This window comes from Moorella glycerini (genome assembly GCF_009735625.1).
Classification (GTDB): domain Bacteria; phylum Bacillota; class DSM-521; order Neomoorellales; family Neomoorellaceae; genus Neomoorella; species Neomoorella glycerini.
Window position 1 is genome coordinate 2,474,811 of record NZ_CP046244.1, and the last position, 17,284, is coordinate 2,492,094.

16 protein-coding genes are annotated in these 17,284 nt (G+C 50.7%); 12 read left to right on the forward strand and 4 right to left on the reverse strand.

The window, feature by feature from the left end; genetic code table 11:
- Positions 1-40 precede the first annotated feature (40 nt).
- From MGLY_RS12320 to mtnA, 9 genes are all read left to right on the forward strand, one after another.
- Entirely contained in the window at positions 41-646 is a 606-nt protein-coding gene (locus MGLY_RS12320; protein WP_156274252.1) for a hypothetical protein, read from the forward strand.
- 96 nt (positions 647-742) lie between these two features.
- Positions 743-1,615, forward strand: coding sequence for an energy-coupling factor transporter transmembrane component T family protein (locus MGLY_RS12325; protein WP_246187495.1), 873 nt, complete (start codon positions 743-745; stop codon positions 1,613-1,615).
- The gene (locus tag MGLY_RS12330) at positions 1,596-2,465 is read left to right on the forward strand and encodes an energy-coupling factor ABC transporter ATP-binding protein (protein WP_170291057.1); all 870 of its coding nucleotides are present in this window, start codon (positions 1,596-1,598) and stop codon (positions 2,463-2,465) included. The genes MGLY_RS12325 and MGLY_RS12330 overlap by 20 nt, the downstream gene beginning before the upstream one ends.
- Positions 2,466-2,467: 2 nt before the next feature.
- The gene (locus MGLY_RS12335; protein ID WP_156274258.1) at positions 2,468-3,289 is read left to right on the forward strand and encodes an energy-coupling factor ABC transporter ATP-binding protein; all 822 of its coding nucleotides are present in this window, start codon (positions 2,468-2,470) and stop codon (positions 3,287-3,289) included.
- The gene (udp, locus tag MGLY_RS12340) at positions 3,290-4,138 is read left to right on the forward strand and encodes a uridine phosphorylase (RefSeq protein ID WP_156274260.1); all 849 of its coding nucleotides are present in this window, start codon (positions 3,290-3,292) and stop codon (positions 4,136-4,138) included.
- A 17-nt stretch (positions 4,139-4,155) separates the two neighbouring features.
- A complete protein-coding gene (locus MGLY_RS12345) occupies positions 4,156-4,938 on the forward strand; it encodes an MTAP family purine nucleoside phosphorylase (protein ID WP_156274262.1) in 783 nt (260 codons plus the stop codon).
- A complete protein-coding gene (locus MGLY_RS12350) occupies positions 4,935-6,377 on the forward strand; it encodes an amidohydrolase family protein (protein WP_156274264.1) in 1,443 nt (480 codons plus the stop codon). The genes MGLY_RS12345 and MGLY_RS12350 overlap by 4 nt, the downstream gene beginning before the upstream one ends.
- A 27-nt stretch (positions 6,378-6,404) precedes the next feature.
- Complete coding sequence (locus MGLY_RS12355) at positions 6,405-6,998, forward strand: class II aldolase/adducin family protein (protein WP_156274266.1); 594 nt, start codon at positions 6,405-6,407, stop codon at positions 6,996-6,998.
- Positions 6,995-8,044: an S-methyl-5-thioribose-1-phosphate isomerase gene (mtnA, locus tag MGLY_RS12360; RefSeq protein WP_156274268.1), complete on the forward strand. Its 1,050-nt coding sequence runs from the start codon at positions 6,995-6,997 to the stop codon at positions 8,042-8,044. The genes MGLY_RS12355 and mtnA overlap by 4 nt, the downstream gene beginning before the upstream one ends.
- Before the next feature lie 824 nt (positions 8,045-8,868).
- Here mtnA and MGLY_RS12365 read toward each other — a convergent pair.
- The 3 genes from MGLY_RS12365 to murJ are packed head-to-tail and all read right to left on the reverse strand — an operon-like array spanning position 8,869 to position 12,534.
- Positions 8,869-9,609: a type 1 glutamine amidotransferase gene (locus tag MGLY_RS12365; protein ID WP_156274270.1), complete on the reverse strand. Its 741-nt coding sequence runs from the start codon at positions 9,607-9,609 to the stop codon at positions 8,869-8,871.
- A complete protein-coding gene (locus MGLY_RS12370; protein WP_156274272.1) occupies positions 9,569-10,936 on the reverse strand; it encodes a Mur ligase family protein in 1,368 nt (455 codons plus the stop codon). Before MGLY_RS12370 ends, MGLY_RS12365 begins: the two co-directional genes overlap by 41 nt.
- Positions 10,937-10,950: 14 nt before the next feature.
- The gene (murJ, locus tag MGLY_RS12375; protein ID WP_156274274.1) at positions 10,951-12,534 is read right to left on the reverse strand and encodes a murein biosynthesis integral membrane protein MurJ; all 1,584 of its coding nucleotides are present in this window, start codon (positions 12,532-12,534) and stop codon (positions 10,951-10,953) included.
- A 233-nt stretch (positions 12,535-12,767) separates the two neighbouring features.
- Between murJ and MGLY_RS12380 the strand changes: the two genes are divergently transcribed.
- Positions 12,768-13,334, forward strand: coding sequence for a spore coat protein (locus MGLY_RS12380; RefSeq protein ID WP_156274276.1), 567 nt, complete (start codon positions 12,768-12,770; stop codon positions 13,332-13,334).
- 217 nt (positions 13,335-13,551) lie between these two features.
- Here the strand turns inward: MGLY_RS12380 and MGLY_RS12385 are convergent, their stop codons facing one another.
- A complete protein-coding gene (locus MGLY_RS12385) occupies positions 13,552-15,366 on the reverse strand; it encodes an IS1634 family transposase (RefSeq protein ID WP_156272643.1) in 1,815 nt (604 codons plus the stop codon).
- A gap of 476 nt (positions 15,367-15,842) precedes the next feature.
- Between MGLY_RS12385 and MGLY_RS12390 the strand changes: the two genes are divergently transcribed.
- The gene (locus tag MGLY_RS12390) at positions 15,843-16,418 is read left to right on the forward strand and encodes a hypothetical protein (RefSeq protein ID WP_156274278.1); all 576 of its coding nucleotides are present in this window, start codon (positions 15,843-15,845) and stop codon (positions 16,416-16,418) included.
- Between the two features lie 169 nt (positions 16,419-16,587).
- Positions 16,588-17,277 (forward strand): response regulator transcription factor, encoded by a 690-nt coding sequence (locus MGLY_RS12395; protein ID WP_106007030.1) that lies wholly within the window; start codon positions 16,588-16,590, stop codon positions 17,275-17,277.
- Positions 17,278-17,284 lie beyond the last annotated feature (7 nt).

Genomic DNA, 17,284 nt, shown 5'->3' on the forward strand with positions numbered 1-17,284 from the left:
GATAAACAAACTTATAAAAAATGACAGAGGAGGAATAAGGATGAAAAATAACCGGATGACCTTTGTAGCGGCGATGATTCCCGCCGGTGTGGCCCTTAACTGGGTAGCCAACTATGTCGTTGAAGCCCTTAAAATCCCTTTATTTTTAAATAACATGGGCTCGATTATTAATGCCATTGTTTTGGGACCAATTTGGGGCATGGTTACAGGTTTACTAACTAATACAATTTTAGCTTTGACAGTTCGCTGGACTTATTTCCCCTTTACTGTAGTAGGGTGGGTTATCTTATTGCTGGCTTATATGTTCTTCCGGATAGGGTGGTTTAGAAAAGTTTATCTTGTAATTATCGGTGGTGTAATTGATGGGGTGATAGCTTCTGCTGCTTCTGCTGTAGTCGCCACCTATGTTTTTGGTGGTTTTACTGGTAATACCATCGATATCTTTACTGCCGGTCTAATGGCAGCCGGGCAAAAAGTATTTAGCGCCTCTTTCCTGGCCAATCTCGGACCTACAGTAGTTGATAAGGCTATCCAGTTCTGGTTAGTTTGGATAATCCTAAAATACTTCCCCAACAAATACCTGCCCAATGCCAAAGAAATTAAGAGCTTACTCACCGCCAGGTCGCTAGAAATAGGAGAAGAATAAAAAATGATTATGGCTGGAAAGGAATTGTAAATTCCTTTCCAGCCATCCCTGGAGGGATATTAAGTGGGTACTTTATATATACCGGGAAACGGTTTGATGCACCGCCTTGACCCCAGGACAAAAATTATCTTCCTGCTATTTGTTATTATAGCTGTGTTCCTTTTTTATGACCCTACTATGCAATTAATCATTTTAGCTGGCCTGGTTCTCCTGGCTTTAATTAGCAGGCTACAGCAAGCTTTAATTTCAGCGGCCAAATTTATGCTCCTTTTTGCAATTTTTATCTTAACTGTTCATGGTTTATTTAACGCTACCGGTAAAACCGTTATTTTGCAGCTTGGCCCTCTGGCCTTCAAACAGGAAAGCTTGCTTTACGGGGCCGTGATGGCCTGCCGTTTAATGGTCATAGGTATTGTCGCTGCGCTATTTGTAGTAAGCACTAAACCCAGCGACCTGTCGACAGCCTTAATCAAAAGCGGTTTTCCCAGTGTAATAGCTTTTATGCTCCTGGCAACGTTACAAATAATACCCCTGATGCTCAAGGAAGCCCAAAATGTCATGGAGGCCCAGCAGGCGCGTTGTGTGGATGTTACTTCCAGCTTGATTAATAGAATAAAAGCTTTAATTCCAGTTTTTGTACCTCTATTTATAATTACCTTTATTAAAATGCGTGACCTGTCATATGTTCTTGAATGCAGGGGCTTTAGCGTTAAAGGTAAGCGCACCTATTTATATGAAGTTGCCTTTAAAGTTCTTGACTGGGTAACTTTATTGATCCTTGGTATTCTATTAGGTGGGTTAGTTATTTTAAGGATAGTTATTGGGAACGTTGCTTTTATGCCTACCGCCGGTATGTTAATTAACATTTTATACGGGTCCTGGATTGTAACTGCCCTTCTTTTTGGTACCAGCTGGCTAGCTAAACTAGTAACTAAAGGTGGTGGCAGTCTTGCCGGCCAAAGCAATTAAGGTGGACCATTTAACCTATTTCTACCCTGATACCACCGGAGCAGCTTTGAAAAATATTACCTTTGAAATAGATTATGGTGAAGTCCTGGGAATTATTGGCTCCAACAACGCCGGTAAAACAACCCTGGCCATGTGCCTGATGGGATTAATCCCCAATGTCATCGGCGGCGAATTAAAAGGTTCCGTAAAGGTTGATGGTTTAGAAGTACCTCAAACCGCCATTGCCGAAATGGTACGCCATGCAGGTCTTGTTTTCCAGGAACCGGAAGTACAGCTTTCCCAGACGACAGTAGCGGAAGAGGTTGCCCTGGGGTTATCCAATCTCGGTATACCGCGAGATGAAATGCTTAAGCGCATCAAAGAAGCCCTGGCCATGGTAGGCCTGAGTGGTTTTGAAGAGCGGAATCCCCTGGCCCTGTCGGGAGGGCAGCAACAACGGCTGGCCATTGCAGCCGTCCTGGCCATGCAACCCAAGATAATGATTTTCGATGAGCCAACCTCCATGCTGGACCCTGCTGGTAAAACAGAAGTTTTTACAGTTCTTTCCCAACTTAAAGCCAGGAAATTTACCGGTGTGATTATCGAACACGAAATAGAGCGGGTGGCGCTATACTGTGACAAGGTCCTTGTCCTGGCAAATGGTGAGCAACAGGCTTTTGGTACACCTGAAGAAGTATTTTCCCAGGTAGACAAGCTCAAAGCCTGTGGCATTCGTTCCCCTCAGGTTACGGAACTAGCTCATTTATTGAAGCAAGATGTATACCCGGGCATTGACTATTTCCTGACCGTAGAAGGAGCTGTTGCAGGTTTAGCGCAGTACCTGCAAAGAAAAGACCATGGGGAGGGTTAAACATGGAACCTATCATTAAGGTGGAAAACCTGGTGCATGTTTACCCTGGAGGTGTTAAAGCCCTTAAAGGTGTTAACCTGGCAGTCCGGCAGGGAGAAGTAGTAGCCATACTGGGGCAAAACGGCTCTGGTAAAACGACCCTGGTTAAGCACTTTAACGGGCTCCTAAGGCCTACTTCAGGTAATGTCTGGGTAAAGGGAATGAATACCAGAGAAGTAAGTATTGCCCGGCTTTCCAGGGTAGTAGGCTATGTTTTTCAAAACCCCAATCACCAGACCTTTTTGCCCACAGTCAGGGATGAGCTGAGTTTTGGTTGCCGGAATCTCAAATTACCGGAACAGGAGATTAAACAACGAGTAAAAGAGGTAGTAATTCGTTTTAATTTAAAAGATAAGCTGGAAGACAATCCCTATGATCTTAACCTCAGTATGCGTAAGACGGTGGCTATTGCTTCAATACTGGCCATGCGCCCGGCGATAATTGTTCTTGACGAGCCGACGACGGGCCAGGATTATGCCGGCTGCCAGCAGCTGTTGAAGTTTATTTGCGAATTAGAAAAAGAAGGCCATACAGTAGTAATTATTACCCATGATATGATGCTGGTGGGAGAATTGAATAAACGGGTCGTAGTAATGAGTAATGGCGAAATTATTGCTGACAGTTTACCCCGGGAAGTGTTTAAAGACGATAGCATCTTACAGCGATCCGGTTTATTGCCCCCCCAGATAACTGAACTCAGCCGTAAACTGGTGCCGTACGGTATTATTGATACGGCCCTAACAATCTTAGACTTGTATGCATCTATAAAGGAAAAGGTGATGTAAGTGACACAAAATGTTAACTGGAATACCAGAGCTCTAAGGCCGCAAACGGAGGACAAAGTTCAATACCATATTCGCTGCCGTCCCGGTGATATTGCCGAATATGTCCTCCTGCCGGGGGATCCAGAGCGTGTTCCCTTGATAGCAGCTAAGTGGGATACTTCAAGGGCTATAAGTAGCTACCGGGAACATGTGACCTATACGGGAACAATTGGCAAGACGCCAGTTTCTGCCTGTTCTACCGGTGCGGGGGGAGGGTCTACTGCCAGTGCCCTGGAAGAGCTGGCCGAACTGGGGGCAAAAACCTTTATCAGAGTTGGCACTACGGGAGCTTTACAAGAAGAAATTAATTGTGGCGATTTGATTATTTGTGCTGGGGCGGTGCGCCATGATGGTACCAGTCCGCAATACGTAGAACTTGCCTATCCGGCCCTGGCCCATTATGAGGTAGTACTGGCCCTAATACAAGCAGCGGAAAACCTTAATATTCCTTATCATGTTGGCCTGGCCTGTACGACTGCTTCCTTTTACTGCGGGCAAGGTCGGCCCGGATTTGGTGGTTATCGGCAGAGTTTTATGGATCATATTGTTGAAGATATGATTAAAGCCGGTGTTCTCAATTTTGAGATGGAGGCTGCCACGGTTCTTACCTTAAGTCAGCTTTTTAAGTTACGGGCGGGGGCAGTTTTTGCCGTAGTGGCCAACCGGGTCAAAGATGAATTAGTGTATAAGAGAGATGGAATTGAAAAGGCGGTGGCAACAGCCAATGAAGCGGTGCGTTTACTTGCTGAATGGGATGCCTTAAAGCAAGAAGCCGGTAAGAAATATTTTTTCCCGGGATTATTGAAATAAAGGAGAGGAGTTAACCGATGCCCATAGCGGTCATTGGCGGAACTGGTTTTTATAATTTCTTAGATGAAGTTCGACCACTGCAGGTAACCAATGAATACGGTAGGGTTGAACTAGTGCGGGGTCACTATCAAGGTAAAGAAATTATTTTTTTACCGCGGCACGGTAAAAACCATGAATTTTTGGCCCATCAGGTAAATTACAGGGCCAATATGCTGGCCCTCAAAGAACTGGGGATTACCCGGATCTTAGGCACTTCGGCGGTAGGTTCCCTCAACCCACAGATGCAAGTTGGCGATTTAGTTTTATTAGATCAATTTGTTGATGTGACCACCAATAGACCCAAAAGCTTTAACAAATATTCAGTAGATATGAGCGAGCCGTATTGCCCGGAACTACGCGCTTATTTCCTGAAAGCGGCGACAGAAATAGATTTATCCCTTCATGAAAAAGGCATCTATATTTGTGTCGATGGTCCCAGGTATGAAACGAGTGCGGAAATAAAGTTATACCGGCAGTGGGGGATGGATGTCGTCGGTATGACCAATGCCACCGAGGCGGTCCTGGCCCGGGAACTGGGAATCTGCTATGCCATTGTGGCCATTGTAACCGACCTGGCGGCGGGAATTTCCGATGTGCCGCCGGACCTGGATACTCATAAACGAGTGGTACAGGAAAACCGCGCTAAACTGAGCCAGCTATTATTAAAGGCAATTACCCTGGTGCCGGAAGAACGTAGCTGTCAATGCCAGGCTATTTATGAGAGCGCCCTGGCTGCCCGGGCAAGCCAGCTGTCAAAATGACCATGCTTTTGCAGGGCGGGTATATATTCCAGCTTAAGGGCGGCACTGTAAGTTTTCAGCCTGGCGATATACGCCTTAACGGTGCTTATATTGATGCCCTGGCACCCGGCATAAAGCCTCTACCCGGGGAAGAGATCTGGGATGTAAAGGATTGCCTCTTATTACCCGGCCTGGTTAATGCCCACTATCACTCCTATACCAACTTGTTAAAAGGTACAACCTGGGGGGAACCCCTGGAAATATGGTCAACAGCTACCGTGGCCCTGGGAGGACTTTTAACCGACCGGGAGATTGCCGTTAGCGTTCTCGTCGGGGTAGCGGAAATGCTTCATGCCGGCGTTACCAGCTGTCTCGACCATTTTCCTCACTTACCCCGGCTGGCAGCGGCAGCAAGGGCTTATAATCAGGCCGGCTTCCGGGTTAGCCTGGCCCCAATGCTAAGCGATGTTTACGAGCATTTAGTTGTTCCCGGCGTAGCCGAACGGTTACCCCGGGAATTACGCCGCAATCTTGAAGCGACGCCACCCCGATCGGTTCAAGATTTCAGGGAATTTTATTTAGCAGCACTACAGGAATATCACCAACCCCGGGGCACCATGCAGGTTGTGGTGGGTCCCAATGCTCCCCAGCGGGCCAGCATGGAACTATTAGAAATGGCTGCCGAACTGGCCAGGAAATATGAATTAACCATCCATACCCATCTTTTGGAAACAAAATGGCAGGCGATGGCAGCCCGCCGGGCTGGTAGCAGCCTGGTTGCAAAGCTGGATAGAGCGGGGTTGCTGGGACCGAAAACGGCAGTCGCCCACGCCATCTGGTTGGAGGAAAAGGAACGGGCATTACTATCTGAGCGGGACAGCCTGGTAGTCCACAACCCTGCCAGCAATGCCATGCTGGGCAGCGGGCGGGCGCCATTGATTGCTTATCTGCGGGAAAATATTCGTGTCGCCCTGGGCACGGATGGCTTGAACTGCGGTACTAGCCATAATCTGTTAGAAACCATGCGTTGGGCCGGCTTGCTGGCACGCCTGGAGGAGCCGGATTATAAGTTATGGCCCGGGGTTAGTGATCTCTGGCAGATGGCTACGGTAAATGGCGCGGCGGCAACGGGCTGGGGAGGTGTGACTGGCAAATTAGAACCCGGTTACCGGGCTGATCTAATAATTGTATCTAATAATAGCCCGGCCCTGGCACCGGCTACCAATATACCGGCCCAGTTAATCTTGAATGAAACCAGGCTTGCTGTTCGTGATGTATTCATAGACGGTCGGCCGGTAATGGTACAAGGGCGTATCCTTGCTTTTGATGAAGAAGACTTGCGCCGGGAAGCCGTAGAGATAGGCAGGAATTTAGTCGAACGCTCGCGCCCGGTTCTAGCGCAAACGGATGCCTTGCGGGAAGCTTATGAGGCCGCCTACCGCGCCTATTACTTGTCTTAATTAAATAAAAGCGGGGGGATACAAAAGATGTTGGAACAATTGCGTGATGAATTAATTGAAGTTTGTCATGAAGTTTATAGACGCGGGCTTAGCAGCGGTTCCGGAGGTAATATCAGCGTCCGCATCCCGGATAGCGATTATGTCCTGATTAAAAGGAGCGGCTGTTCCCTGGGCCGGGTTCAGGCGGTAGATTGTATACTAGTAGACATAGACGGCAATCTGGTTGAAGGGCAGGGAAAACCGTCCAAAGAGATTAACTTTCATCTCGGTATTTATCGCTGCCGGCCGGAAGTGAGAGCTGTCCTCCATGCCCACCCGCCCTATGCTATAGCCTTTGCCAACACCTACGGCTCCTTACCACTGGTTACAGTGTCCGCCCGGGCTTACCTGAAACAGGTGCCCAATATACCTTTTGCTCAGCCTGGTTCTGCAGAACTGGCCAGGCTGGTTATTGAGCAGTACCAGGGCACCGGTATTAACACCATTACCATGGTTGAACACGGGGCCGTAACGGTAGGGAAAAACCTCCGGGAAGCCTATGATTTAATGGATTACCTGGAGGATAACGCCAAAACGGCCCTGGCGATGCTCCAGATTAAGGCTCTGGGGGGAAAATTATGACGCAACTGGTAAATGCGCTGGTACAAGAATTAAGAGAGCGAGAATTACTTCTTCCTATCTGGGGTGAAGGTGAAAAGGTCGTTTTACTTGACCAGACCCGGTTACCCTTTAAGACAGTTTACCTTGAAATTTATACCGTAGTAGAGCTATGCACGGCAATTAAAGATATGACCATTCGTGGTTCCGGGGCCCTAGGGCTTGCCGGTGCCTGGGGAGCCTATCTGGCCAGCTTAAAGAACGACAACCTGGAAGCCTTCCAAAGGGACCTGGCTGCCCTTAAAGCTACCCGGCCAACGGCAGTTAACCTGGCCAAAACCGTGGATGAAATCGGGACCGATCTAGATCCCCGGCAATTTAAAGAACAGGTGGTACAGCGGTTGATAGATATCGTCCACCGGCAGTTGAATTTTGAACTGGCCCTGGGTGAGGCCGGTGCAGCCTTAATCCACGACGGGGATACCATTATGACCCATTGCCACTCCGGCGCCCTGGCCGGAGCCGGTTACGGCGGACGGGCGTTATCTGTTATCAGGCGCGCCTGGGAACAGGGCAAAAAAATCAGCGTCCTGGTCAATGAAACCCGCCCCTACCTGCAGGGGGCGCGTATTACGGCCTGGGAGCTCAAACGCCTGGGTATTCCCTTTACCTTGATTACCGACAACATGTCGGGCTTTTGCCTGGAAAAGGGTATGGTTAATTTGGTGGTGGTAGGTTCGGACCGGGTGGCCCGTAACGGCGATCTGGCCAATAAAATCGGAACGTACCTTCACGCTTTGGCGGCTTACGACAACAACGTGCCCTTTTATACGGCTACCTCAAGCCATACCATTGATTTGAATACACCCAGCGGCGATACTATTCCGGTAGAGATGCGGCCTGCCGAAGAAGTGTTAACTCTAGCGGGACAGCCCATTGCAGAACCTGGTACCAAAGCCCTCTATCCTGCTTTCGATATTACGCCCCATCGCTTGATTACCGGTATCATTACGGAAAAGGGTGTAATCTACCCGCCTTTTGAAAAGAATTTGGTGGAAATATTTGGGTAAAAATTTCCACAGAAACCAGAGCAAATAAGCGCGGAAGATGTGGTTATTTTATAAGGAGCAAGGTGGAGCGTGTACTGAAAAGCCCAATATGGGAATTACTCGGAGGTGAGTTTAAGTGGAAACAATGACCCCACGTCAGCGGGTCCTAACCGCGTTGGACCATCAAGTTCCCGATCGGGTCCCCTTCGATTTGCCCCTTACAATTGCAGCTTATAATAGATTGCGGGAGCATCTGGGTTTCGTCAAGGTAGAAACGCCCTTTGGGCCCGCCAGCGACATTGCCTAGGTTGAACCCGAGGTACTGTCCCTTTTAGGGGTCGATTTTATCAGAGTCCATGCTAAAGGGCCCAAGAAGCGCCCGGTAAAGATAAACGCCGATGGTACTATGGTCGACGAATGGGGTATCACGCGGCAGCGGGTTGATTTGGCTGAGGGCTTTACTACATTGAAATGGTTGGGCATCCTTTGAAAGACGCCCAGGTGGAAGATCTGGCCAGATATCCATGGCCCGATCCTTATGATGAAGGTTAAACCTCGCCTTAAAACATTAATAACTTTTGCCAGGGAAACCTTGCACAAGTATAACCCCCAAGGCAAGGTGCTACTGTATTCCTGCGGTGACATATTGCCACCCTGGGCGCCGGGGGCGGTTTTATTCTGGCCCCTGCCCACAATGTTCAGGGGGATGTGCCGCCGGAAAACTTGCTGGCCATGGCAGAAGCCGTACGAAACTGTAAAATTGCGTAGCCGCAAAAAACTGATGTTGTGGTATCAATGACGCCCGGAGGTGCGATCCCGGGCGCTGTTGTTAATGATCAAATTGTTTACCATTTGCCTTTTTTGGGCAAGAAGCGCTGGTAAACTGATTGATTGACAGCCAGCTCCAAAGTATCGTCCAGAGGTGGCAGTTCTACTTCGCCATAACGACGCTGCAGGGCCAGCCGGAGGAGATAATCGGCCAGGTGCGGGTTCTTACTCAATAAAGGGCCGTGGAGGTAGGTGCCGATGGCGTTCCGGTACCGGGCTCCCTCCGTCTGGTCGGTGCCGTTGTTGCCATCGCCGTAAATTACCCGGCCCAGGGGCCGGGCTCCCTTCAGGAAAGTGCGGCCGCCGTGGTTTTCAAAACCAATCACCGGCCGGTCCGTACCTAACTCCTCCACCTGGATGGCAATATTACCCTTCAAGCGCTTGTTCCCGGCTTCGGTATAGGCAGCAAAAAGGCCTACGCCGGGTAATGTTTCCCCTGTACTGGTGCGGTAATACTCGCCGAGGAGCTGGTAGCCGCCGCAGATGGCCATCAGGGCGGCGCCTGCTTCTACCGCCTCTTTGAGCCAGGGACCTTTAGCAACTAAATCGGCACTGGCCACCCCCTGCTCCTGGTCGGGTCCGCCACCCAGGAAGAAAAGGTCATAGTCCTTCGGGTCCAGCTTATCCCCCAGGGAGATCCGGGTCACTTCCACCTCAATACCCCGCCACTCGGCCCGGCGGCGAAGGATTAAGACATTACCCCGGTCGCCGTAGAGGTTAAGGAGTTCCGGATAGAGATGGCAGAGGCGTAACTTCACTGACAGCCCCCCTTGCTTTCAGGATGCGGCGGTAAAGGGCCAGGTTGGTATAGGTACAGAGAATCAGGCCTTCGTCGACTGGTTCTCCCAGTAAAAAGTCGACGCTTTCTTCCTGGTCGGGGATAACCTTCAGGTCCGCCTCTTTTACCCCCTGGTATTTGAGACAAATGGCCATATCGCCGGCCCGGAGGCCGGCGCAGATAATCCGGTTGTAAGGAGCCTGTAACAAGGGACTGACATCGGCATCCCACAGCCAGGAGACGTCGCGGCCGTCGGCGGCCAGGTCATTGATGGCCAGGAGATAAGTCGCTTTCCCGCGGCCGGCAGTCAGGGTTTTTAAGGCCACGCTCAAGCCGGTAGGATTTTTTACTAACATCAGGGTCAATCGTTTATCCCTGAGGCTAAAAGTTTCAGCCCGGCCCTGGCCCGGGAGGAAGGTCGCCACCACCCAGGCAATGGTTACCGGGTCAATCTTTAATAGCAGGGCGGCACTGGCAGCGGCCAGGACATTATAGACATTATAAATCCCCGGCATAGGGGTCCGGAGGACCAGTTTTCCGGCCGGGTAAACCAGGTCAAACCGGGCGCCCGCGGAACTTAGCTCTAATTCCCGGGCTTCATAATCGGCCGGGGGGCGGCTGTAGGAACACTGCGGGCAGTAATAATTCCCCAGGTGGCTGTAATGGTAGAAATTAAACTGGAGGGGCCGGCGGCAGCGGGGACAGATATGGCCCTCCAGGACTTCACTGGTTGTCGCCTGGCTCCAGGGGGTCCGGGCCAGGCCAAAATAATGGACATTCTCCCTTACCTGGCTTAAAGAGGTTACCAGGGAATCATCGGCGTTGAGCATCAGGGTAGCCGCCGGGATGGCTGCCAGGGCGCGGCTGATGGCCGCTGCCAGCTGTTCCAGCTCATGGTAGCGGTCCAGCTGATCCCGCAATAAATTCGTAATAATCACCATATCGGCCTTGACCTGCCGGGTAACCAGGCCCAGGGTGCCTTCATCTACTTCCAGGACAGCAACTTCCCCCCGCCGGGCAAGGAGGGCCGTGGCCACGCCGGCTGGCATATTGGCCCCCTCGCTATTATGAACCACCTTTAACCCGGCGGCCCGTAAAATACTCGCCAGGAGGTTGGTGGTCGTCGTTTTGCCGTTGGTCCCGGTAACGATAATAACTTTTTCATACCTGGATGTTATACGGCCCATTAACTGCGGGTCAATCTTCAAGGCTAGATAGCCCGGCAGGGAGGTACCCCCTCGCTTCAACCAGCGGGATACCAGGGCAACCAGCCGACCAGTCCAGATAGCCAGGAAAGTGCGGAACATCTTTTCAACCACCTCTAGCCCGTTGCGGCCCGGGAACGGTGCAGGCGGCGGCTGAGGATATTTAGAAACATGGCCAGTTCCTCCATGCGCAACAACCACGTCAGGCCGCCGTAACTTAAAATCCCCAGGGTAATCAGCAGGGCCAGTTCCAGTCCCTCCCGTACCAGGCGGGGCCAGGTTACCGGTAGCAAAAGATGGCCGGCTGCCAGGGTCAGGAGAAGGCCCATGACCAGAGCTGCCAGGAGACTTTTCATAGCAGTTTGCAGCAACCGGCGACCTTCCAGGGAGGTTTGCACCTTGCGCCGCAGGTAATAGAGCAGCAGGGCGACGTTGACGCAACCGGCCAGGGAGTAGGCCAGGGCCAGGCCGCGGATACCAAAGGCCGGTCCCAGGGTAAAGTTCAAGGCGGTACCTGCTGCCAGGGTAACCAGGCCAATCTTCAGGGGGGTTACCGTATCCTGGGTGGCATAGAAGGCCCGGCTCAAGATCTCATAGGCACCATAGGCCGTTATCCCCAGGGAATAAAAGACCAGGGCTTCGGTAGTGGCCAGGGTGTCGGCACTGGTAAAGCGGCCATGCTGGAAGAGGACCCTGACCACCGGTTGCCCCAGGGCAATTAGACCTACCGTGGCCGGGATGGAGATGAAGACCACGGCCCTTAAAGAGCCCGCCAGGTAACGGGTAAAGGAACTATAATCCCCCTCCATGGCAATACGGGTCAGGGCCGGCAGAAGGGCAATCCCCATGGATGAGGCGAAGAGGATGGGCACCAGCACCACCCGGCTGGAGATGGTCAGGGCATTAATGGAACCCCGGGGCAGGTAGGAGGCAATGAAAGTCTGGTTAAAGAAAAGGTTTAACTGGGCAATGGAAAGGCCAATGGTTACCGGCAGCATTAGTTTAAAAATCCTACGGATGCCTGGGTTCTTAAGGTCCAGGACCAGCCGGTAGCGGGGCTTAAGGTGCCATACCCCCCAGACCTGCACCAGGAAATTCAGGGCCGCGCCAATCAGGGTAGAAATGGCAAAGGCGGCGATGCTGTATTTACCGGCCAGGGCGAGGCCAAAAACGATAATGGCAGCGTTATATACCAGGGGGCCAATGGCCGTCCCTATAAAGGACTGGTAGGCGTACTCTGTCCCCATTAAGACCCCATTCAGGCAGTGAAAAAGGATGGCCAGGAGGACAATCCGGGTCAGATAGGCGGTATAAGCTACTTGCTCAGCCTCAAAGCCCGGGGCTATCAGGTGTACCAGCCAGGGAGCCCAGATCATCCCCAGGATTACGGCTACTCCTACCAGGGTCAGGACCAGATTAAAGGCAATGCTTACTGTTTGCCAGACGGCATCTTCATTCTCTTCCGCCAGGTAACTGGCCAGTACCGGGATAAAGGCCGAGCTAACCCCGCCGCCCACCAGAATTAAATAGATGGTATCCGGGATAACAAAGGAGGTATTGAGCATGTCGGTCAGCTGGTTCTGGCCAAACAGGGCGGAAATAGCTGTATTGCGTAAAAAACCAAGAATCCGTGACACGCCGGCAGCCAGGCTCATGATAGCTACTGAGCGGGCCAGTCCCATTGTCCCTTGTTCTGCCACTTTTACGCTTCCTTTTTATTTTGCATTGTTGACACACTACCTGTATTTTAATCCTTTGGGATATAAAAAGGAAGCCTTAGGGTGACAGAATGTATAACGGAAAGGGAAGGCACGTTGACAGAGCGTACTCCCTGGAGGAAAAGGGATTTCCGGCCAGACTGGTTAAATAATTTACCCGGGAGGGGGACATAATAACTTTCGACCCAAACTATCTTTTTCAGGAGGAGATTTTTATGGCGGCCCAGTACGGCGCCCATGAAGTAATGGAAATCCATGAAGTTTTGAGCGACACTATCGATGGGATCAATCAATTCCAGTTGTACCGCCCCCACGTCAAAGACCACCAGCTCCGTTCTATCCTGGACAAACAGCTGCAATTTATGACCCAGGAGTACAATAACATGGTTCAAGCCATCAACCAGCGCGGTATCACCCAGGCGGTGCCTTACCGCGTACCCCGAACGGCTACCCCGGTTTACGGCTTAAATAACCCGGAAACCCAAATGCCGAATACCTCTATTCACGACATGGATGACCGGGATGTAGCCAGCGGCATGCTGGGATGCCATAAGGCTTCAGCAGCCTTTAGAATGATGGCTTCCTTAGAATGTGCTGACCTGGAACTGCGGCGCATGATCCAGCAGGGGGCCATTAACTGCGCCGAGCAGGCTTATGAAGTATGGCAGTACATGAATCAAAAAGGCTATTACCAGGTACCGACCATGAAGGACGTAACGACAAGCACCATGATTAATACTTACAGCCCGGCCGGTATAGGCCAGATAAGGCAGTATCAGTAATAAACCGCGCTATTCTGGGCGCAACCGCTGTCCCCTTAGACATGCAAAAACGCCCCGCCTGCTAGTAGTAGGCAGGGCTTTTTTATTTCCAGTAGATTTCTAAGTCAATACTGACTTCTCCATGGAGCTTATAACCCAACTTTGACACCGCCCCTTAAAAATCAAGGGGTCCATAGGGACAATTGTCACTACAACCCCTTTCTGGGGCTCTTAGTGGCTACCTGAAGGTTAAAATTTTAGGTGGAAGTGGAAGGCCCAAAATTTTTAACAATTCACTCTGGCTTTGTCCGGGCTGGGTGATACTATAAATCCGCTTATCAAGAAACTGCTGGTCAACAGCCTTTATCTCTTCTAATAATTCCAGGATACGGCGGCCGCTTTTATGGGCAACCTTCCAGCGGCGTAACTCTCTTTCTTGACTTTCAGGATCAGGGATTTGTTTCGCCTTAAAAATCTCATCTTCAATATATCGGCGATGTATCACCTCCAGCCATTTTTCAAAGAGATAAGCCAGCACACATATAAAGATGTGTCCCTTAACCCGACTTTCGTTGTAGTGGTAGATAGGCCTCAAGCGAATGAAGTCCTTGATATGGCGAAAGGCGGTTTCTACCTGGAGCAGGTTTTTATAGGCGGCAATTACCTCCTCAGCTGGCAGGTCAGCATTAGTCTGGATTAAAAATTTGCCGTCCCGCAAAGCCTCTTTAGCCAGAGCCGGCTCATTAATTTCAAAGTTGAAAGACTTGCCGTCATAAGTAATATCAAAAATTGGAGCAAGGCCCTTCTTGTTAAGGATAGCAGCTGCTTTAAGCATGACTCCTTTTGTGGTAGGCTTGCGCCCCCGCCGCGGGGTTTCCCGGGCCAGCCTGTCTTTCAGCTCTTGCAATTTTATCCTGGCTTCTTCTATCGCTTTGACCCGAAATTCATAATCCTCTTGGGCTTTGAGAGGATTGTGGCAAAGGATATAGCGAACCGGAGGCTCGAAGTTTTCCTTTTCTTCCTCTTCTCCCTCTACCAAGTTTTCTTTAGGGGGAGCCTGTACCTGCTCTGGTGGTACTTCCACATAAAAGAGGGGGTTATCGCCGTCTATTAGCTGGTATTCTTCGAGGTTTTGGTACCTGGCCAGTAGTTCATCGCTCACTTCCCGGCCGCGTTTATGAAAGCCCAGGATATAACGGAAGTTAGCCTCCTTGAGTTCTTCTAAATTATGACTGGTCAGCATACCCCGGTCGCCCACGAAAATACAGCTCTTGATGGCAAACTTTTGCTTAAGTTGTTCGATGGCGCCAGCCACGGTTACTTTATCAGGTATATTACCTTCAAATACCTGGTGGGCAATAGGCATGCCTTCCGGAGTCACCAGGAGGCCAATATTAATTTGCCGGCAGTCCGGCCGGTGGTCGCGGGAATAACCGAACCTGGCCAGGGGGCAATGGGTACCTTCAAAGTAGCTGCTGGTCAAGTCGTAAAACACCAGGTTAAGCTGATAACTCAAGAGATCCGTAAGCCGGTTGTACAAGTGGCGTTCCAGATAATCCTTCATTTCTTCCAGGACGTCAAGAGTACGGTAAAAATGATGCAACTCAGGCTGTTTCTCTTCCAGTTCCGGCAGGTAAATTTGCCTTAACCATTGGGATACTCCAAGCTTGCTTTTAGGAGCGATGAGGCGGTTTAAAATCATAATCTTGGTGCATAAGGCCACATCCATCTCTACTTGACGATTTTGGAGATAGTTTTTAAAGAAGGCGTCCAGGTCCAGTCGCTCCCAGAAAAAATTCACCACATAGGGGATACCATAATGCTTGGTGCCGAAGGTCTGGAGGTCCTTAACAGTGCCCAGCTCATCTTCCTTAAGGAATTCCCGCAGTTTATTAATAAGCCGCTGTATCTCTTCCTGGGAATACTGGTCGATGTTGCCTAAATGCCCAACCTGGCGCTGTTTTACCTTGCCTTTTTCCCGGTAGGATTCTACCAGGACCAGATAATGGTAGGTATGGCCGCCGCGCCTGGTAGTGATAATACGGGGGAACAAAGGGGCATCACCTCGGTTATCGTCATTACTATTATACCAAGAGATGCCCGGCGTGAAAATACTCTAAGGCAGATTTGTTTTCACTACGTTTTGCCGACTTCGGTAGAGAAAGATCGTTGATATTACTAGTCTTGGTGGTCTTTAAGCCCTTGAAATAGAAGTTTTAGTGTCAAAGTTGGGTTATAAACCCTTGCAAGCTTTTCCCGCCCGGTGTAAACTGTAACCAGTTCATCTAATCCAGTTATAATTAGAGGCGGGGCATCCCGCCCCAGCCAGATTCCTTGCAGGCCTCTGAGGCCTTTATCGTTGCGGAAAGTCTTTATTTATTCTTTAGATAAAAAGCATTATATCCCTTGATCTTAAGAACTTCTTAACATTTTCTCGATAATATCCTGAGACTCCTGGGGTATGCTATTCCTAAACCAAGAAACAACAGGCCTGGTTGTTTCGAGAAAAAAAGAAAGGGATGATGTAAGGTGACGAAGGGCAAAAAGATACTGGCTGCTGTGGCAGCCCCGCTGGTGCTGGGAGGATTCCTGGTGGCAACCCAGCCCGGGTCTTCCCTGGCAGCCGCAGGTACCCCGGTTCAGTCCACCCAGACTACTTATGGTCCAGGTTTAGGCTTGGGGTTGGGGCGAGCCCAGGGAGGGATGCTCGGTATACTCAGCAAAATCCTGGGCTTGGACCTGGCAGACTTAAGGGCCGAGCGCCAGGCCGGTAAATCCATAGCCGGGATTGCCGCTGAACACGGGATTAGTAAAGACCAGCTGGTAGACACGATAACGGCTGAACGGCAAAAGCTCCTGGATGAAAAGGTGGCCGCCGGCCAGATAACCCCGGAGCAGGCCAGTTACTGCCTGGAAAACATGAAGGAGAGGATTGGGCAGAACCTTGAACGGACGACAGTTGGTCCCAATGGCCAGGGCCGGGGCGGCTGGAAGGCCGGTGCCCCGGGCAATAGCGGAGCCCGCCAGGGGATGCAGGCCGGGCCAAGGGGGCGGGCCGGCCAGGGTGCAGGCTTTGGCCGCGGCCAGGCTAGCAGTCAACAGTAACCTGTACGGGTAGTTTTAACCATCCAGTTAAAGGTTTTCAGGAAGGTTCCCGTAGTTGTGTCTACCCAGGGGGATTACCCCCTGGGTATTCTTAAACCAGGAGAAATAAAGGAAAAACACTGCTGGTAGCGAAACAGTTAATAACATAGCCTCCCCGGGGAGGAAAAGGATGGATAAAAAGAAAATTTTAATCATCGAAGATGAAGAAAAAATAGCCACTATGATCCAGCAATATTTACTTAAGGAACAGTTTGCAGTCTTAATAGCTGCTGATGGAGTCATGGGGCTAAAAAAAGCGCGCCAGGAAAAGCCCGACCTGATTATTTTAGATTTAATGCTGCCGGGCTTGAGCGGTCTCGATGTCTGCCGGGAAATCAGGAAGGAAAGCCAGGTCCCTATCATCATGCTCACGGCTAAAGCTGAGGAAATAGACAAACTTTTAGGACTGGAGCTGGGAGCCGACGATTACATCACCAAGCCCTTCAGTTTAGCCGAGCTGGCGGCGCGTATCCGGGCCGTCTTGCGCCGTACCGGTGGCCAGGAACAGCCCAAAAATACGGTGCAGACCAGGGGCGATTTGACCATAGATTTTAGTGGCCTCCAGGTATACAAAAAGGGACAGCCCCTGAACCTTACTCCGACGGAATTTAATCTTTTATCTGTTTTGTTCCAGCATCCGGGCCGGGTGTACAGCCGGCTGCAGCTCCTGGATGCGGCCCTGGGCGAAGCATACCAGGGATATGAAAGGTCCATTGACACCCATATCAGCAACCTGCGCCGTAAAATCGAAGACGACCCGGCCAATCCGCGCTACATTCTCACCGTTTACGGTGTGGGGTATAAATTTGGCGAAGGATAGATTCCGG

What these genes read in the sequence shown, in the direction of transcription:
- MGLY_RS12320 (WP_156274252.1), top strand. Translation starts at nt 41, where the DNA reads ATGAAAAATAACCGGATGACCTTTGTAGCGGCGATGATTCCCGCCGGT.
- MGLY_RS12325 (WP_246187495.1), top strand. Translation starts at nt 743, where the DNA reads ATGCACCGCCTTGACCCCAGGACAAAAATTATCTTCCTGCTATTTGTT.
- MGLY_RS12335 (WP_156274258.1), top strand. Translation starts at nt 2,468, where the DNA reads ATGGAACCTATCATTAAGGTGGAAAACCTGGTGCATGTTTACCCTGGA.
- MGLY_RS12345 (WP_156274262.1), top strand. Translation starts at nt 4,156, where the DNA reads ATGCCCATAGCGGTCATTGGCGGAACTGGTTTTTATAATTTCTTAGAT.
- MGLY_RS12350 (WP_156274264.1), top strand. Translation starts at nt 4,935, where the DNA reads ATGACCATGCTTTTGCAGGGCGGGTATATATTCCAGCTTAAGGGCGGC.
- MGLY_RS12355 (WP_156274266.1), top strand. Translation starts at nt 6,405, where the DNA reads ATGTTGGAACAATTGCGTGATGAATTAATTGAAGTTTGTCATGAAGTT.
- mtnA (WP_156274268.1), top strand. Translation starts at nt 6,995, where the DNA reads ATGACGCAACTGGTAAATGCGCTGGTACAAGAATTAAGAGAGCGAGAA.
- MGLY_RS12370 (WP_156274272.1), bottom strand. Translation starts at nt 10,936, where the DNA reads ATGTTCCGCACTTTCCTGGCTATCTGGACTGGTCGGCTGGTTGCCCTG.
- MGLY_RS12380 (WP_156274276.1), top strand. Translation starts at nt 12,768, where the DNA reads ATGGCGGCCCAGTACGGCGCCCATGAAGTAATGGAAATCCATGAAGTT.
- MGLY_RS12395 (WP_106007030.1), top strand. Translation starts at nt 16,588, where the DNA reads ATGGATAAAAAGAAAATTTTAATCATCGAAGATGAAGAAAAAATAGCC.